The sequence below is a fragment of the Flagellimonas pelagia genome (assembly GCF_003584135.1).
GTDB lineage: Bacteria > Bacteroidota > Bacteroidia > Flavobacteriales > Flavobacteriaceae > Flagellimonas > Flagellimonas pelagia.
The window spans coordinates 174838-189486 of record NZ_QXFI01000009.1; the positions used below are offsets into that span (position 1 = coordinate 174838).

General features: G+C 43.3%; 9 protein-coding genes. 8 read left to right on the forward strand and 1 reads right to left on the reverse strand.

The window, feature by feature from the left end; translation table 11 throughout:
* Positions 1–2 precede the first annotated feature (2 nt).
* Positions 3–1562, forward strand: a complete 1560-nt coding sequence (locus D2V05_RS02640) for a M61 family metallopeptidase (protein WP_119646015.1) — start codon at positions 3–5, stop codon at positions 1560–1562.
* A 4-nt stretch (positions 1563–1566) separates the two neighbouring features.
* On the opposite strand, the gene D2V05_RS02645 is transcribed toward D2V05_RS02640, so the two are convergent.
* Complete coding sequence (locus tag D2V05_RS02645) at positions 1567–2409, reverse strand: AraC family transcriptional regulator (protein WP_119646016.1); 843 nt, start codon at positions 2407–2409, stop codon at positions 1567–1569.
* Positions 2410–2548: 139 nt separating this feature from the next.
* On the opposite strand from D2V05_RS02645, the gene D2V05_RS02650 reads away from it, so the two are divergent.
* From D2V05_RS02650 to D2V05_RS02680, 7 genes are all read left to right on the forward strand, one after another.
* Positions 2549–3472 (forward strand): dihydrodipicolinate synthase family protein, encoded by a 924-nt coding sequence (locus D2V05_RS02650; RefSeq protein WP_119646017.1) that lies wholly within the window; start codon positions 2549–2551, stop codon positions 3470–3472.
* On the forward strand, positions 3469–4992 hold the full coding sequence (locus D2V05_RS02655; RefSeq protein ID WP_119646018.1) for an aldehyde dehydrogenase (NADP(+)): 1524 nt from the start codon (positions 3469–3471) through the stop codon (positions 4990–4992). Before D2V05_RS02650 ends, D2V05_RS02655 begins: the two co-directional genes overlap by 4 nt.
* A 53-nt stretch (positions 4993–5045) precedes the next feature.
* Positions 5046–6053 (forward strand): 4-hydroxyproline epimerase, encoded by a 1008-nt coding sequence (locus tag D2V05_RS02660; protein WP_119646019.1) that lies wholly within the window; start codon positions 5046–5048, stop codon positions 6051–6053.
* Between the two features lie 15 nt (positions 6054–6068).
* The gene (locus tag D2V05_RS02665; RefSeq protein ID WP_119646020.1) at positions 6069–7310 is read left to right on the forward strand and encodes an NAD(P)/FAD-dependent oxidoreductase; all 1242 of its coding nucleotides are present in this window, start codon (positions 6069–6071) and stop codon (positions 7308–7310) included.
* A 288-nt stretch (positions 7311–7598) separates the two neighbouring features.
* A complete protein-coding gene (locus D2V05_RS02670; RefSeq protein ID WP_235855364.1) occupies positions 7599–9749 on the forward strand; it encodes a S9 family peptidase in 2151 nt (716 codons plus the stop codon).
* Between the two features lie 60 nt (positions 9750–9809).
* Entirely contained in the window at positions 9810–12851 is a 3042-nt protein-coding gene (locus tag D2V05_RS02675; protein WP_235855365.1) for a beta-L-arabinofuranosidase domain-containing protein, read from the forward strand.
* A 97-nt stretch (positions 12852–12948) separates the two neighbouring features.
* On the forward strand, positions 12949–14646 hold the full coding sequence (locus tag D2V05_RS02680) for a DUF885 family protein (RefSeq protein ID WP_119646023.1): 1698 nt from the start codon (positions 12949–12951) through the stop codon (positions 14644–14646).
* The last annotated feature ends 3 nt before the right edge of the window (positions 14647–14649 follow it).

Consider the following 14649-nt stretch of genomic DNA (forward strand, 5'->3'; position numbering starts at 1 on the left):
AAATGATGAGGTCGAAAAAACTTTCAGTACTGGTAATCGGGTGGTTCTTTGGGGTAAGTGCCATCTGCTCGGCACAATCCAAAATGGATTTTAAATTGAGTTTTACCCAACCCGAAGCACATTATGCCCAGGTGCAGTTTACTTGCTCCGAGCTTCGCTCGCCCAACTCCAGTTTTGTGCTCCCCGTATGGTCCCCAGGATATTACAAGATTTTGGATTTTCCTCGTTATATAGTTGATTTTGAAGTAAAAAACGACAAAGGGAAAATGTTGGATTGGCACAAGGAATCTAAGGATACGTGGGTGGTCAACAATGGAACAAGCCAAAGTATTGTGGTCACGTATCGGGTTTTTGCCAATAAAAAATCCGTTGCAGAATCCCTTGTGGATCAAAACAAGGCGTTCATCATGCCCAATTCCATGTTCATGTATCCAAAGGATAAGATTGATGTCCCGGTAACTTTGACAATCGAACCTTATCAGGATTGGAATACAATTTCAACAGGATTGGTCAAGAATGATGCAGGTCAGTATTATGCCCTGGATTTTGATGTGTTATATGATAGCCCGATTTATGTTGGAAATCAAAAAATAATTGAATTTGAACATGATGGAAGATCCTATCATCTGGCAATGGAAACCCCTGAAGGATTACAACAGGATACCTTTGTGGGCGATCTTAAAAAAATTATCTCGGCCACTACAGCATTGATGGGCCATGTTCCCTATCAAAATTACAGTTTCATTATGATGGGAGCCGGTGGCGGTGGTTTGGAACATTGGAATTCACAAGCTGTGTTTACCAGTGGATCGTTCGAATTCAAGTCCAAGGAGCATTACACAGATTTCCTAAATTTCATCACCCATGAATATTTTCACCTCTACAATGTAAAGGCAATTCGTCCCATAGCACTAGGCCCATTTGATTATGGCAAGGAAAACTATACCGATATGCTTTGGGTTTCCGAAGGGATTACGGTGTATTACGAATACTTGATCATGCTCCGTGCTGGTTTGTTGCAGCCTAAGGAAGCTTTGGATTATTTGAGCGGTTCCATTAGAAGGTACGAGAATATAGAAGGGAAAAATCATATGTCGCTTTCCCGTTCAAGTTTTGATATTTGGTTGAATTTCCTCAATAGGGATGAAAATACCGACCAGACCACTATATCCTACTATAACAAAGGACCAATAATTGGATTGCTCTTAGATCTGGAGATCCGCAAAAATTCTAAAAATCAGAAATCCTTGGATGATGTCATGCGGTTTCTGTACAACGAATACTTCCTAAAGCAGAACAGAGGGTTCAAAAAAGAGGAATTTTGGGCCATTTGTGAGCAATTTGCAGGAAAATCTTTATTGGAGCTACAAAATTATGTGGATACGGTGAACGAGATAGATTATCAAAAATACTTGGATCATGCCGGACTACAGATGGATTTGAGCCCGTTGGAGGAAGGGACGAGTTTCATCAAAAGATCGTACCAACTGTCTGAAAAAGAAAAGGCCACAAAGGAACAACTGGTAATCAAGAAATCCCTTTTCTACCCATCATCAAAATAATAGCTTAGAACTGGGTCCTGTATTGGGTAGGCGTACAGCCTTTTAGTTCCTTGAACTTTCGGTTAAAATTGGCAATATTGCTAAAGCCGCATTGTTCCGAAATCAAGGAAATAGGAAGTTCGGGTTTGTTGATGATCATTTTGCAGGCACTTTCAATACGGATCTCGATTAAAAATTGAAAGAAGGTCTTGTTAGTCCTTTTTTTAAAGTATCTGCAAAAGGCATTCTTGCTCATATTGGCCCGTTCCGAGATTTCCTCCAGGGAAATTTGTTCATGGTATCGTTCCATGGCATATTCATAAACATTGCTCATGCGTTTTCCTTCATCATCCGAATAACTTTTTCGGTACACGAAAGAGGAAAGAGGTTCTGTTTTCGATTTAGTGATTTGGCTGATGATCAGCAATAATGTGGCTATTTGTTCCACCTTGTTCTGATGGCCCAACAGATTAAAGAGCGCGATGACCTCATCTTGATTGGAAAGTACTTTCATGCCAAACTCCGACTGTTTGAAGAATTCATTGGCAAGGGAAAGATCGGAAAGTTTGAAAAAATCCTTTCCAAAGGAATTGTAGTCAAAAAAAAGGGTGTGCATGACCGATTCCTCGGTGGCATTGATATCGCTCCTAAAAACATGGGGAATGAATCCACCAATAATCAAAATGTCACCTTCCTTATATTCGTTGATGGTGTCGCCAACGATCAACGATCCCGAACCCTCTTCCACATAGCTTATTTGGATTTCACCATGTTGGTGGAGCTGGTCATAAAGTACCTTCTCCCTATCTACTTGGTAGACCAGGGCCTCGTCCTTGGGTTTTGGTATTTTAAAAGGTAGAACTTTCAATGCTTGTTTTTTACAAATATTATTAAAAAAAAGAGCGTAGGTCAATATACGGGTTAATATAGTATTATAATAAGTTAATAACTTGAACATTTGTTGCGGACAACTCTTTTTATTTTTGTAGTCTAAACAATTGACTATTATGATTAAATGGGAAGGCGTAATGCCTGCTTTAACCACGAAGTTTACTAGCGATGACCAATTGGATCTTGCTATGTTCGAGAAAAATGTAAAGGCTCAAATGGAGGCTGGTGTTCATGGCATCATTTTGGGTGGAACCCTAGGGGAAGCCAGTACCTTGGAGCCACATGAAAAGGAGACTTTGATCAAAACCGCCTTATCCATTGTGGAAGGCAAGATTCCTGTGATCATTAACATTGCGGAGCAGAGCACAAAAGGAGCCGTTGCCGTTGCACAACATGCAGAGAAGGTAGGGGCCCAAGGTTTAATGTTGTTGCCACCTATGCGCTATAAGGCCACAGATTATGAAACCGTTGCATATTTTAAGGCTATTGCGAACAGTACATCACTGCCTATAATGATCTACAACAACCCTGTGGATTATAAAATAGAGGTAACTTTGGATATGATGGAAGAATTGTTGGAATGTGAGAATATCCAGGCCATCAAAGAATCTACCAGGGACATTACCAATGTGATCCGTTTGCAGAATAGGTTTGGCGACCGTTTAAAAGTGTTCACTGGTGTGGATACCCTCGGGCTTGAAAGTTTGGTCATCGGTGCCGATGGCTGGGTGGCAGGCTTGGTTTGTGCTTATCCTGCAGAGACCGTTGCCATCTACGAATTGGTAAAAGCAGGTAAGATAGAAGAAGCATTGCAAATTTATAAGTGGTTCATGCCTTTGTTGGAATTGGATATCAGCCCACAGTTGGTGCAGAACATTAAATTGGCAGAAGTGGCCACAGGTATCGGTACCGAGAATGTAAGGGCGCCGAGATTGCCGCTTCAAGGTGAGGAACGCAAACGCGTGTTGAACGTCATCGAAACGGCCATGGCAACCAGACCGGAACTGCCCGAATATAAAAATCTTAAAAGTGTAGTATGATTACAGGTAAAAACTGTATCGCAGGAGAATTTATAGCAAAGGGGAAGGTGGAGTTCAGGACCATTAACCCGAAATTGAATATGGAAAACCCCACCGTTTTTGTGGAAGCCACAAAAGAGGAGGTTGGGGAAGCCGTGACCAAAGCGTGGGAGGCTTTTAAGGTTTTCCGTAAAATGTCCGGTGCCAAAAGAGCCGATTTTTTGAATGCCATTGCTGATGAAATATTGGCTTTGGATAAGGAGTTGGTGGAAATGTATATGTTGGAATCTGGATTGCCCGAAGGTAGAGCCGTTGGAGAAAGGGGCCGTACCGTATTCCAATTAAGGTCCTTTGCCGAATTGGTAGCTACTGAAGATTGGCGAGAGAATACTTTTGATGCCGCCCAACCTGATCGTAAACCCCTTCCAAAGGATGATATTAGAAAAACGATGATCCCTTTAGGTCCGGTTGCAGTATTCGGGGCCAGTAACTTTCCCTTGGCATATTCTACCGCTGGTGGCGACACTGCAAGTGCCTTGGCCGCTGGATGTCCTGTTGTCGTAAAATCCCATCCCATGCATGCCGGTACTTCGGAATTGGTCGCTTCGGCCATTGTGAAGGCGGCAGAAAAAACAGGAATGCCAAAAGGAGTGTTTTCTAGTATTAATGGCGGCATTCAAGCTGGTGTGGATTTGGTGAGCCATCCTAAAGTAAAAGCGGTTGGCTTTACGGGAAGTATTGCTGGTGGTAGGGCGTTGTTCGACCTAGCTTCCAAAAGGGAAGAACCCATTCCGGTATTTGCGGAAATGGGAAGTATCAACCCAGTGATCATTACGCCAAATGCTCTAGTTAAAAGAGCTTCTGAAATTGCCAAGACCTATGCCGGTTCCATCACCTTGGGAACGGGTCAGTTTTGTACCAATCCCGGGTTGTTGTTGATCGTCAAAGGAGACCACACACAAGATTTTATTGAAGAACTGGCCAAAGAGACCATTGCGCTGGATCCCCAATGTATGTTGCACCCCAATATCAAAAGTGGGTATGACAAGAAAGGTGAAAATGTAACTTCCCAAAGCGGGGTAACCGTAGTTGGAAAAGTTCAAGGCACCTTGGAACCCAATTATGCAGCATCAGTTGTGGCTACGGTTTCCGGGACTGATTTTCTCGCCAACCCAAAATTACATCAAGAGGTTTTCGGACCTTTTTCCATGGTGGTTCAATGTAAGAACGAGGCAGAGCTTCTTCAGATTATTGAAGGTTTGGAAGGTCAGTTGACCGGTACACTCATCGCGGAAAAAGATGATGATATGGATTTGATCGAACTGGTTGATGTCCTTCAAAATAGGGTAGGTAGGATTATTTATAACGGTGTTCCAACTGGAGTGGAAGTGTGTCCATCCATGCAACACGGAGGGCCCTATCCGGCCTCTACCGATTCAAGGTTCACGGCGGTAGGCGTACATGCCATTAAAAGATGGGTGAGACCGGTGAGTTATCAATCTTTTCCCCAAGAATTGCTGCCCGAACATTTAAAAGGGTAAGCGGTTCTATTTTAGAGTATTGCAAAAAATAGCATAGTTTTAAAGACCTTCAAGTGGCAAGAAAAACTTTTTTTTGTGTTGATGCACATACCTGTGGTAATCCTGTGCGGGTTGTGGCAGGGGGAGGCCCCAATCTTTTGGGCGCGAACATGAGTGAAAAAAGACAGCATTTCCTAAAGGAATATGATTGGATCCGTAAAGGACTCATGTTTGAACCTAGGGGGCATGACATGATGAGCGGAAGTATTCTTTTTCCACCACATGATCCCCAAAATGATTTTGCCATTTTATTTATAGAGACTTCTGGGTGTTTGCCCATGTGCGGGCATGGCACTATCGGTACCATCACCATTGCCATTGAAGAAGGACTCATCACGCCGAAAATTCCGGGTAAGATAAAGATGGAAGCCCCTGCAGGTTTGGTGGAAATTGAATATCAACAGACCGGAAAAAAGGTGGATTGGGTGCGATTGGTGAATGTAAAATCCTATTTGGCCGCCGAAAATTTGACAGTGGAATGTCCGGAGTTGGGCGAGCTGACCTTTGATGTGGCCTATGGAGGAAACTACTATGCTATTGTAGATCCGCAAAAAAACTTTAGCGGTATCCAAAATTTTACGGCTGGGCAGATCATACAATACTCCCAAGTGGTTAGGAAACGTATCAATGAAAAATATCCTGACCGTTTTATTCACCCTGAAAACAGTACTATCCGCGATGTGAGCCATATGTTATGGACAGGGGAACCTAATGATCCTACGTCGTCAGGAAGGAATGCCGTTTTTTATGGGGACAAAGCCATTGACCGTTCTCCCTGTGGAACGGGAACTTCTGCGCGAATGGCACAGCTACATGCCAAAGGAAAACTAAAACAGGGTGAACCGTTTATCCATGAAAGCTTTATCGGGAGCAAGTTTGTGGGTAGAGTGGAACAAGAAACTACCTTGGCCAATATGAAGGCAATAGTTCCCAGTATTCAAGGTTGGGCGCAGGTTACGGGTTACAACAACATCATAATTGACGATGATGACCCCTATGCCCACGGATTCCAGGTAATTTGATGTAATCAATTCAAAATGAAGAGAGTAGTTGTTGTGGGAGGTGGTATCTCCGGACTTTGTAGTGCCTATTATTTGGTAAAAGAAGGGCATCAAGTGACCGTCTTGGACCGTACGGACATGTCCACCGGGGCATCCTTTATCAATGCGGGTTACATTACCCCAAGCCACTTTATTCCCTTAGCCGCACCAGGAATCATTACCCAGGGCATCAAATGGATGTTCAATAGCTCCAGTCCCTTTTATATCAAACCAAGATGGGATATGGAGTTTTTCAAATGGGCCTACCTTTTTAAGAAAGCGGCAACCACTTCCAAGGTAAATAAAGCTATTCCTGTAATCAAAGAACTCAATTTGAAGAGCAGGGAACTGTATGAGCAAATGGTTGCTGACCTTGATTTTGCTTTTCACTACGAAAGAAAAGGGGTTTTGATGGCATACAGTACTGCCAAAAGTGAACATGAAGAGCATGAAGTGGCAGAAAAAGCCATAAAATTGGGATTGGACGCCGTGCTACTTTCCAAAACGAAATTATACAAGATACAACCGGTGTTATCGGACAAGGTATTGGGTGCCGTACATTACAAATGTGATGCCCACATGACTCCCCGGCAATTCATGGAGGGTATGAAGACTTGGCTGAAATCCAAGGGGGTGATCTTTGAATGCAACCAAACCGTTGAACATTTTTTGACCAATGGAAATGGCATAAATGCAGTGAAGACTCAGGATGCCGTTTATGAGGCAGATGAGTTTGTGTTGGCTAGTGGAAGTTGGACTTCCCATTTGGCAAAATCCCTACAATTGAATATTCCCATTCAAGGAGGTAAGGGCTATAGTATGGATGTACACCGGCCAACCGGGATTACCCTGCCCACCATTTTGGTGGATGCCAAAGCCGCCATAACTCCAATGGAAGGTTTTACCCGCTTTGCGGGAACTATGGAATTTTCTGGTAACAATACTATGGTTCGTAAAGAGCGTGTTGAAGCCTTGGCCCATGCGGTCAAGGAACACTACCGCGAAGTGGAGATCAATGAAAGTGAAAAGCAAAATACCACCTCGGGGTTACGACCTGTTTCTCCTGATGGTCTTCCTTTTATTGGAAGAACGTCCAAGTATTCCAATTTGACGATTGCGGCCGGACACGCTATGATGGGATGGAGCCTTGGTCCCATAACAGGTAAATTGATCGCTGAGCAAATTGACAATAAGCCCACTTCTGTTAATCTGGTCCCGATATCCCCCGATAGATATTAACAACATCATTAAGGTTTATTTGCCGCAGGTCGGTAATATAAATAAGTCGAAAACTCCTATCATTTGACCAATTATCTATGCTTTTTTGTCCTTTTAAGGATGTTAAGGGTAATATAGTATTGGTTTGTGGTAATATGAAACGATAAATCAAAGGAGATTATCTCTAGTTTTAGACTTATTTAAGTTATGGAATCTTTTGTCAAAAAAATAAGTGTATTTTTTATACTTATAACATTCGGACCTGTATTTGGGCAGGGTACGGTAGAGGAATATAAAAAGGCTATTGCCTTGGATTCCCTATTCCGGAATAAAGTAGTCAATACGCCTTCTGAGTTTCACTGGCTAAAAAACAATCTACTGTGGTATGTGAACAACACTTCGCTAGGAAAGGAATATTTGTGGGTTGATCCCATATCCAATTCCCAGAAAAAGTGCTTTGATCAAGTGGCATTGGCCCAGTTGCTTACCGATCAGTTTGGTAGGCAAGTGAATTCCGATGATTTGGAAATCACGGAACTGGATTTTGATGCTTCCTTCAATGAAATCAAATTTACATTTGATGAAAAAAGGCTTTCCTATAAGCCTGATAGCAATAGTTTGAAGGTTCTTGAAACACCAGAGAAAAAGAAAGGTTGGGAACGTGGATATTGGGGAAGTAGGTTCGATGAGACCAAAAACCCTCCCGTGGTCTCCCCAGATTCAACTATGACGGCCTTTATTAAAAACAGTAACGTTTATATCAAGGACAACAAATCAGGAGCGGAGGCCCAGTTGAGTTATGATGGGGCGCCCGGGTTTTTCTATTCAACCTACATCAAATGGTCACCCGATGGCAAAAAGATCATGGCTTACAAAGTCCGTCCGGGTGACGATCGCAAAATTTATTTTGTGGAGTCCAGCCCAACGGACCAATTTCAACCTAAACTGCAGTCCAGGGACTATTTAAAACCGGGTGACGAGGTACCATTTAAAAGTCCACAACTATTTTTGGTGGATTCCAAAAAGCATATTGAGGTGCCTACCACGGAATTCGATCATCAATTTGGGTTGAACAATATGGATTGGCGGGAAGATAGTCGAGCCTTTACCTTCGAATACAATCAAAGGGGACATCAGGCCTACAAGGTTATTGAGGTGGATGCTTCCACAGGAAAAGTGAAGGTGCTGATAAATGAAACCAGCAACACTTTTATCGATTACAGCAGTAAAAAATACCGGTTCGATGTAAAGGATGGGCAAGAAATCATCTGGACTTCGGAACGGGACGGTTGGAACCATATTTATTTGTACGATGGCAAAACCGGACAGACGAAAAAACAGCTAACCAAAGGGGAATGGGTGGTTCGTAAAGTGGTTCATGTGGATGAAGACAAGAGGGAGGTCTACTTCACGGCCAGTGGATTGGACAAAGATCAGGATCCCTATTTTATCCAGTACTGCAAGGTAGATTTTGATGGGAAGAATTTTACCCGTTTCACCAAAGAAAACGGTAACCATGATGTGACTTTTTCCGAGGACCACAGGTATTATGTAGATCAATATTCCAGGGTTGACATGCCACCGGTGACTGTTTTAAAATCGGCCCGAGGAAATAAAACCATCATGACCTTGCAGCAGGCAGATCATTCAGCTTTATTAAAGGAAGGATGGATTGCTCCTGAGGTATTTACAGCAAAAGGGCGTGATGGAAAAACGGACATTTGGGGCGTCATTATTCGCCCCACCAGCTTTGATCCCAATAAAACATACCCCGTAGTGGAGTACATTTATGCCGGACCGCATAGTTCTTTTGTGCCGAAAGATTTTAGAGCCTATTATTGGTCTATGTCATCCATTGCAGAACTGGGTTTTATTGTGGTACAGATTGACGGAATGGGAACATCCAATCGTTCCAAGGCTTTTCATGATGTGTGTTGGCAGAATTTGAAAGATGGGGGCTTTCCCGATCGTAAACTTTGGATCAAGGCAGCCGCCAAAAAGTATCCGTACATGAATGCGGATAAAGTTGGAATTTTTGGAACCTCGGCAGGTGGGCAGAACGCCGCGGCAGCCTTGGTTTTCAACTCTGATTTTTATGATGTGGCCGTATCTTCCTGTGGCTGTCACGACAATAGAATGGACAAGATCTGGTGGAACGAGCAGTTCATGGGTTACCCCATCGGACCTCATTATGCAGCTAGCTCCAACATTGAGAATGCGGCCCAAATGGGTGGTAATTTAATGCTCATCTTGGGAGAGGTGGATGATAATGTGGATCCAGCGACCACTATGCAATTTGCCAATGCCCTCATCAAGGCCAACAAGGATTTTGAGCTGGTCACCATTCCAGGCATGGGTCACTCTTCGGGAGGTGATTTTGGGGAGCGTAAGCGCAAGGATTTCTTTGTGGAGCATCTTTTGGGAGTTACCCCTCCTTCTTGGGAAGAAGTCTATGATTAATTAAAAAATGTTGTTGAACTGAAAGTGTTCAGAATAAAAGTATTAGCATAAAAAATGAAAATGAACAAACGATTTTACTATATCATGCTGGGCCTTGTTTTTGGCATGTCGACAATGGTGGCCCAAAGTGGCAATCAAATATTGGATGGTATCGGTGAAACGGGAATGATAGCCCGATATATCTTCAATGGCGATGCCAAGGATTGGTCCCGTAATAATCTACATGGTAGAATTTATGGTCCAAATTCCAAGTTTGAAGAGGATGAAAAGTTTGGTAAGGTACTTTCCTTGCCAGGAGATGACAAGACCTTTGTTTCCATTCCTGGAGAAGCTGTGGAAGGTGAAGAATCTTTAAGTATCACCATATGGGTGAATTTCAGCGCTGACCAAGTGGGTCAGACCCTTTTTGACTTTGGAAAGGATGGCCGTTCCCATTTTTTCGTATCTCCTTTTGGAACAAAGGAAAAGGGCGGATTGCAGGCACAGATTCTTCAAAATGGAAAGGAAAAGTATACGGCCCTTGCCAATGATATAACTATTGAAACCAACCAATGGGTACACTTGGCGGTAGTCCTTGACATTCCTTCTAAAACTATGGGAATCTTTGTTGACGGGAAACAAATTGGAAAGGTGGCGGACATGGAAATGGAACTGGAAGAATTGTTCACACATGAAAACCTATTGTACCTCGGGCGATCGATTGCCTCCAATAATCCGTTTCTGAATGCAAAAATCCATGATTTAAGATTATATCGCATTCCGTTGAGTGAACAACAAATTGGAAGGATCCAATACATTGCGTTGAGGGGAGGTGAAGAGGCAGTTAGGAGAGAGAAACCGGAGGACAATCTCCCACAATTTGAAACTAATAATCCACAATTGTACAATAGTTACCTAACTGGTGTTTCCAATGTTCAGGTAGAAACAAAGGTTGGAAATCTTCCAAGGTTACCGCGTTTTGTGAAAGGAACCTATAAAAGTGGTCTCCAAGGTCCTGAAGTAAGGGTTTTATGGCCGGCTCCCACCGATAATGGGGATGTGCAACAACCAGGCACTTATGAGGTGATCGGAAAAGTGGCGGGGACCAATTTTCAACCCAAAGCTATCATCACAGTTAGAAGTGGAGATGAAGAAGCGACTCCACACCAAACTTTGGAAGCCTTTGAACTTGCAGATGTTACTTTGGATTCAGACGCCTTGGGCAATCAAACCAAGTTCATTGAAAATAGGGATAAGTTCATCAATACTTTGGCGGAGACCAACCCCGATTCTTTCCTATACATGTTCCGGAATGCATTTGGTCAACCACAACCTGCAGGAGCAACACCATTGGGAGTTTGGGACAGTCAGGAGACCAAATTGCGTGGCCATGCCACCGGGCATTATCTTACAGCCATAGCCCAAGCCTACGCTAGTACAGGGTACGACAAAAATTTGCAGGCCAACTTTGCCCAAAAGATGGATTATATGGTGAATACCCTTTATGAGCTTTCCCAACTTTCTGGGCATGCAAATGTAGCTGGTGGGCCATACGTTTCCAATCCAACTGAAGTGCCACCGGGTGATGGAAGGGAAGGGTATGATTCCGATTTGAGTGAAAGTGGTATCCGTACCGATTATTGGAACTGGGGAGAAGGTTTTATCAGTGCCTACCCTCCCGATCAGTTCATCATGCTGGAAGGAGGAGCAAAATACGGGACCCAAAAAACCCAGATTTGGGCACCCTACTACACCTTGCATAAAATTTTGGCTGGTTTGATGGATATTTACGAGGTTACCGGAAACCAAAAAGCTTTGGATATTGCCAAAGGAATGGGAAGTTGGGTACATGCCCGTTTAAGTCAAGTGCCGGTTGATACCCTTATCAGCATGTGGAATACGTACATTGCTGGCGAATTTGGTGGCATGAACGAGGCTATGGCAAGGTTATACCGCATCACTAATGAACACCGCTACTTGGAAGTGGCGCAATTGTTCGATAACATCAAAGTCTTTTTTGGTGATGCCGAACACTCGCACGGACTTGCCAAAAATGTGGATACATTTAGGGGGTTGCATGCCAATCAGCATATTCCTCAGATCATGGGGGCTTTGGAAATTTATCGCGATTCCGAAATTCCCGAATACTTCCGTGTAGCGGATAACTTTTGGTACAAGGCCAAGAACGATTACATGTACAGTATAGGGGGGGTGGCAGGTGCCCGCAATCCTACCAATGCCGAATGTTTTATAGGTCAACCCGCCACTTTGTATGAAAATGGGTTTTCAGCAGGTGGTCAGAACGAAACCTGTGCCACTTATAACATGCTCAAGTTGACCCGCAACCTTTTTATGTTCGATCAGCGTACCGAGTTGATGGACTATTATGAGCGAGGTCTGTATAACCATATCTTGGCTTCGGTGGCTGAGGACAGTCCAGCAAACACCTACCATGTGCCGCTTAGACCGGGTTCTATCAAAAGATTTGGCAATGCCGATATGACCGGATTCACCTGTTGTAATGGTACCGCTTTGGAGAGCAGCACCAAACTTCAAAATTCCATTTATTTTGAAAGTCACGATCATAAAGCCTTGTATGTAAACCTGTTTGTTCCTTCTACTTTGCAATGGAAAGAAAGGAACATCACCGTGGAACAAAAAACCGCTTTCCCCAAGGAAGATCATACACAATTGATCATAAAAGGAAAAGGGAAATTCGACCTCAATGTTCGCGTACCGCAATGGGCTACCAAAGGGTTTTATGTGAAGATCAATGGCAAGGATGAGAAAGTATCGGCCCAACCCGGGTCATACCTTACCCTATCCAGAAATTGGAAAAATGGGGACATTGTGGATATTCAAATGCCATTTCAGTTTCATCTGGATCCAGTAATGGACCAACAGAACATTGCCAGCTTGTTTTATGGTCCCATTTTATTGGTGGCCCAGGAGCCGGAAGCTAGGAACGACTGGAGAAAGGTTACTTTGGATGCCAGTGATTTGGGCAAAACGATCCAAGGTAATCCCGAGAAATTGGAGTTCACCATTGATGGGGTGGTTTTTAAACCCTTTTATGAAACCTATGGAAGGCATTCCGTGTATTTGGATGTAACCTTAAAGTAATATCAGTTAAGAAAAGAGACAACAATTTTTAATACATTGAAAGACCAATCGATGCTTCTCACAGGCATCCTAAAAAACCGACACCAACATGATGAAAATGGGTTTAGAGAAAATCGGGACTTTGGCACTTGCCTTGATTGGTTCCATCGCCTCGGCACAGAACAGCAAATTGGCCGATCTAGTAACTGAGTTTGAAGCGGACAATTGGGCATTGAACCGAACCTACAATGTCCATGAATCCCAAGAATATTATCAAAGGTTCAAGACCTTTTATGCAGATTGGGAGAAAAAAATGGCCGCTCTGGATTTTGATGGACTTTCGCAACAGGGAAAAGTGGATTATGTGCTGTTGAAGAACCAGGTGACCAAAGGTTCCTATTTTTTAAATCAAGATTATGATGAATTCAAACAAGTGGAGCAAGTTGCTGCATTTGCCAAGGATATTTACCCTTTCATCAAGGAAAGAAGAAGAGGAAAAAGACCTGATGCCAAAAATTTTGCCCAGATTCTTCAAGATGCCTCAAAGACCATTGCATCTGATACCGATGCTTGGAAATCCAAACCCTTCAGGGATTGGCAAACGGCCGACAAGGCCTCGGATGTGGTAGTGTCACTTCAAAAAGGATTGGAAGAAGCCTATAATTTCTACTACGCTTACGACCCTGATTTTACTTGGTGGGTGAAGGAGCCATACAAAAAAATCAATGAAGAGCTTACAACCTATGCCGAGTTCCTCAAAAACAACTATTCGCAGAACAGTGTTAAGGACGATGGAAGTGGAATCATAGGAAAACCTATTGGTGAGGCGGCCCTCAAGGAAAGTTTGGCCATGGAGTTCATTCCTTATACTCCTGCGGAACTGATCAAAACAGCCGAGGAACAATTTGCTTGGTGCAAAAGTGAAATGATCAAAGCCTCCCGTGAAATGGGTTACGGTGATGATTGGAAGGCGGCCTTGGAACATGTGAAGAACACCTATGTGCCAGCAGGGGATCAACCGCAGGCCATTATGGATTTGTATTCCCATTCCGTGAAATTTATTGAAGATCGAGATTTGATCACCTTGCCAGAATTGGCCAAGGAAACCTGGGGCATGGAAATGATGAGTCCAGAGCGTCAAAAGGTGAATCCGTTCTTTTTGGGTGGACGGGATATCATCATCTCATATCCCACTTTAGATATGGATCATGATGATAAGTTGATGAGCATGCGTGGCAACAACCCTAATTTTTCGTTTCCAACGGTGCAGCATGAATTGTTGCCAGGCCATAACTTGCAATATTTTATGACCAGCAGGCACAAGAGCTACAGGAGACCTTTTTCCACACCATTCTGGACGGAAGGTTGGTCCCTGTATTGGGAAATCATTCTATGGAACAAGGATTTTCCGCAAACGCCCGAGCAAAAAATGGGAATGCTCTTTTGGAGGATCCACCGTTGTGCACGAATCATTTTCTCCCTAAAATTCCATTTGGGTGAAATGACCCCTCAACAATGTATTGATCTTTTGGTGGATCAAGTGGGCCACGAATATGCCAATGCCGAAGCTGAGGTGCGCCGTTCCTTCACTACCAATTATCCACCTTTGTACCAGTTGGCCTATATGATGGGTGGCTTGCAGTTTTATGCACTCCGAAATGAGATGCTGGAAAAAGGTTGGACAGAGAAACAATTCCATGATAGGGTAATGCAGGAAGGCAGAATGCCCATTGAATTGTTGCGAAGCTTGTTGCAAGATCTTCCCTTGAACAAAAATTACAAGACCAAGTGGAAATTCTCCACTCAGTTCAAGTAAAAA

Excerpts from the sequence above, each read along its gene's own strand:
- D2V05_RS02655 (WP_119646018.1), top strand. The coding sequence starts at position 3,469 with ATGATTACAGGTAAAAACTGTATCGCAGGAGAATTTATAGCAAAGGGG.
- D2V05_RS02675 (WP_235855365.1), top strand. The coding sequence starts at position 9,810 with ATGAACAAACGATTTTACTATATCATGCTGGGCCTTGTTTTTGGCATG.
- D2V05_RS02680 (WP_119646023.1), top strand. The coding sequence starts at position 12,949 with ATGGGTTTAGAGAAAATCGGGACTTTGGCACTTGCCTTGATTGGTTCC.
- D2V05_RS02665 (WP_119646020.1), top strand. The coding sequence starts at position 6,069 with ATGAAGAGAGTAGTTGTTGTGGGAGGTGGTATCTCCGGACTTTGTAGT.
- D2V05_RS02650 (WP_119646017.1), top strand. The coding sequence starts at position 2,549 with ATGATTAAATGGGAAGGCGTAATGCCTGCTTTAACCACGAAGTTTACT.
- D2V05_RS02640 (WP_119646015.1), top strand. The coding sequence starts at position 3 with ATGATGAGGTCGAAAAAACTTTCAGTACTGGTAATCGGGTGGTTCTTT.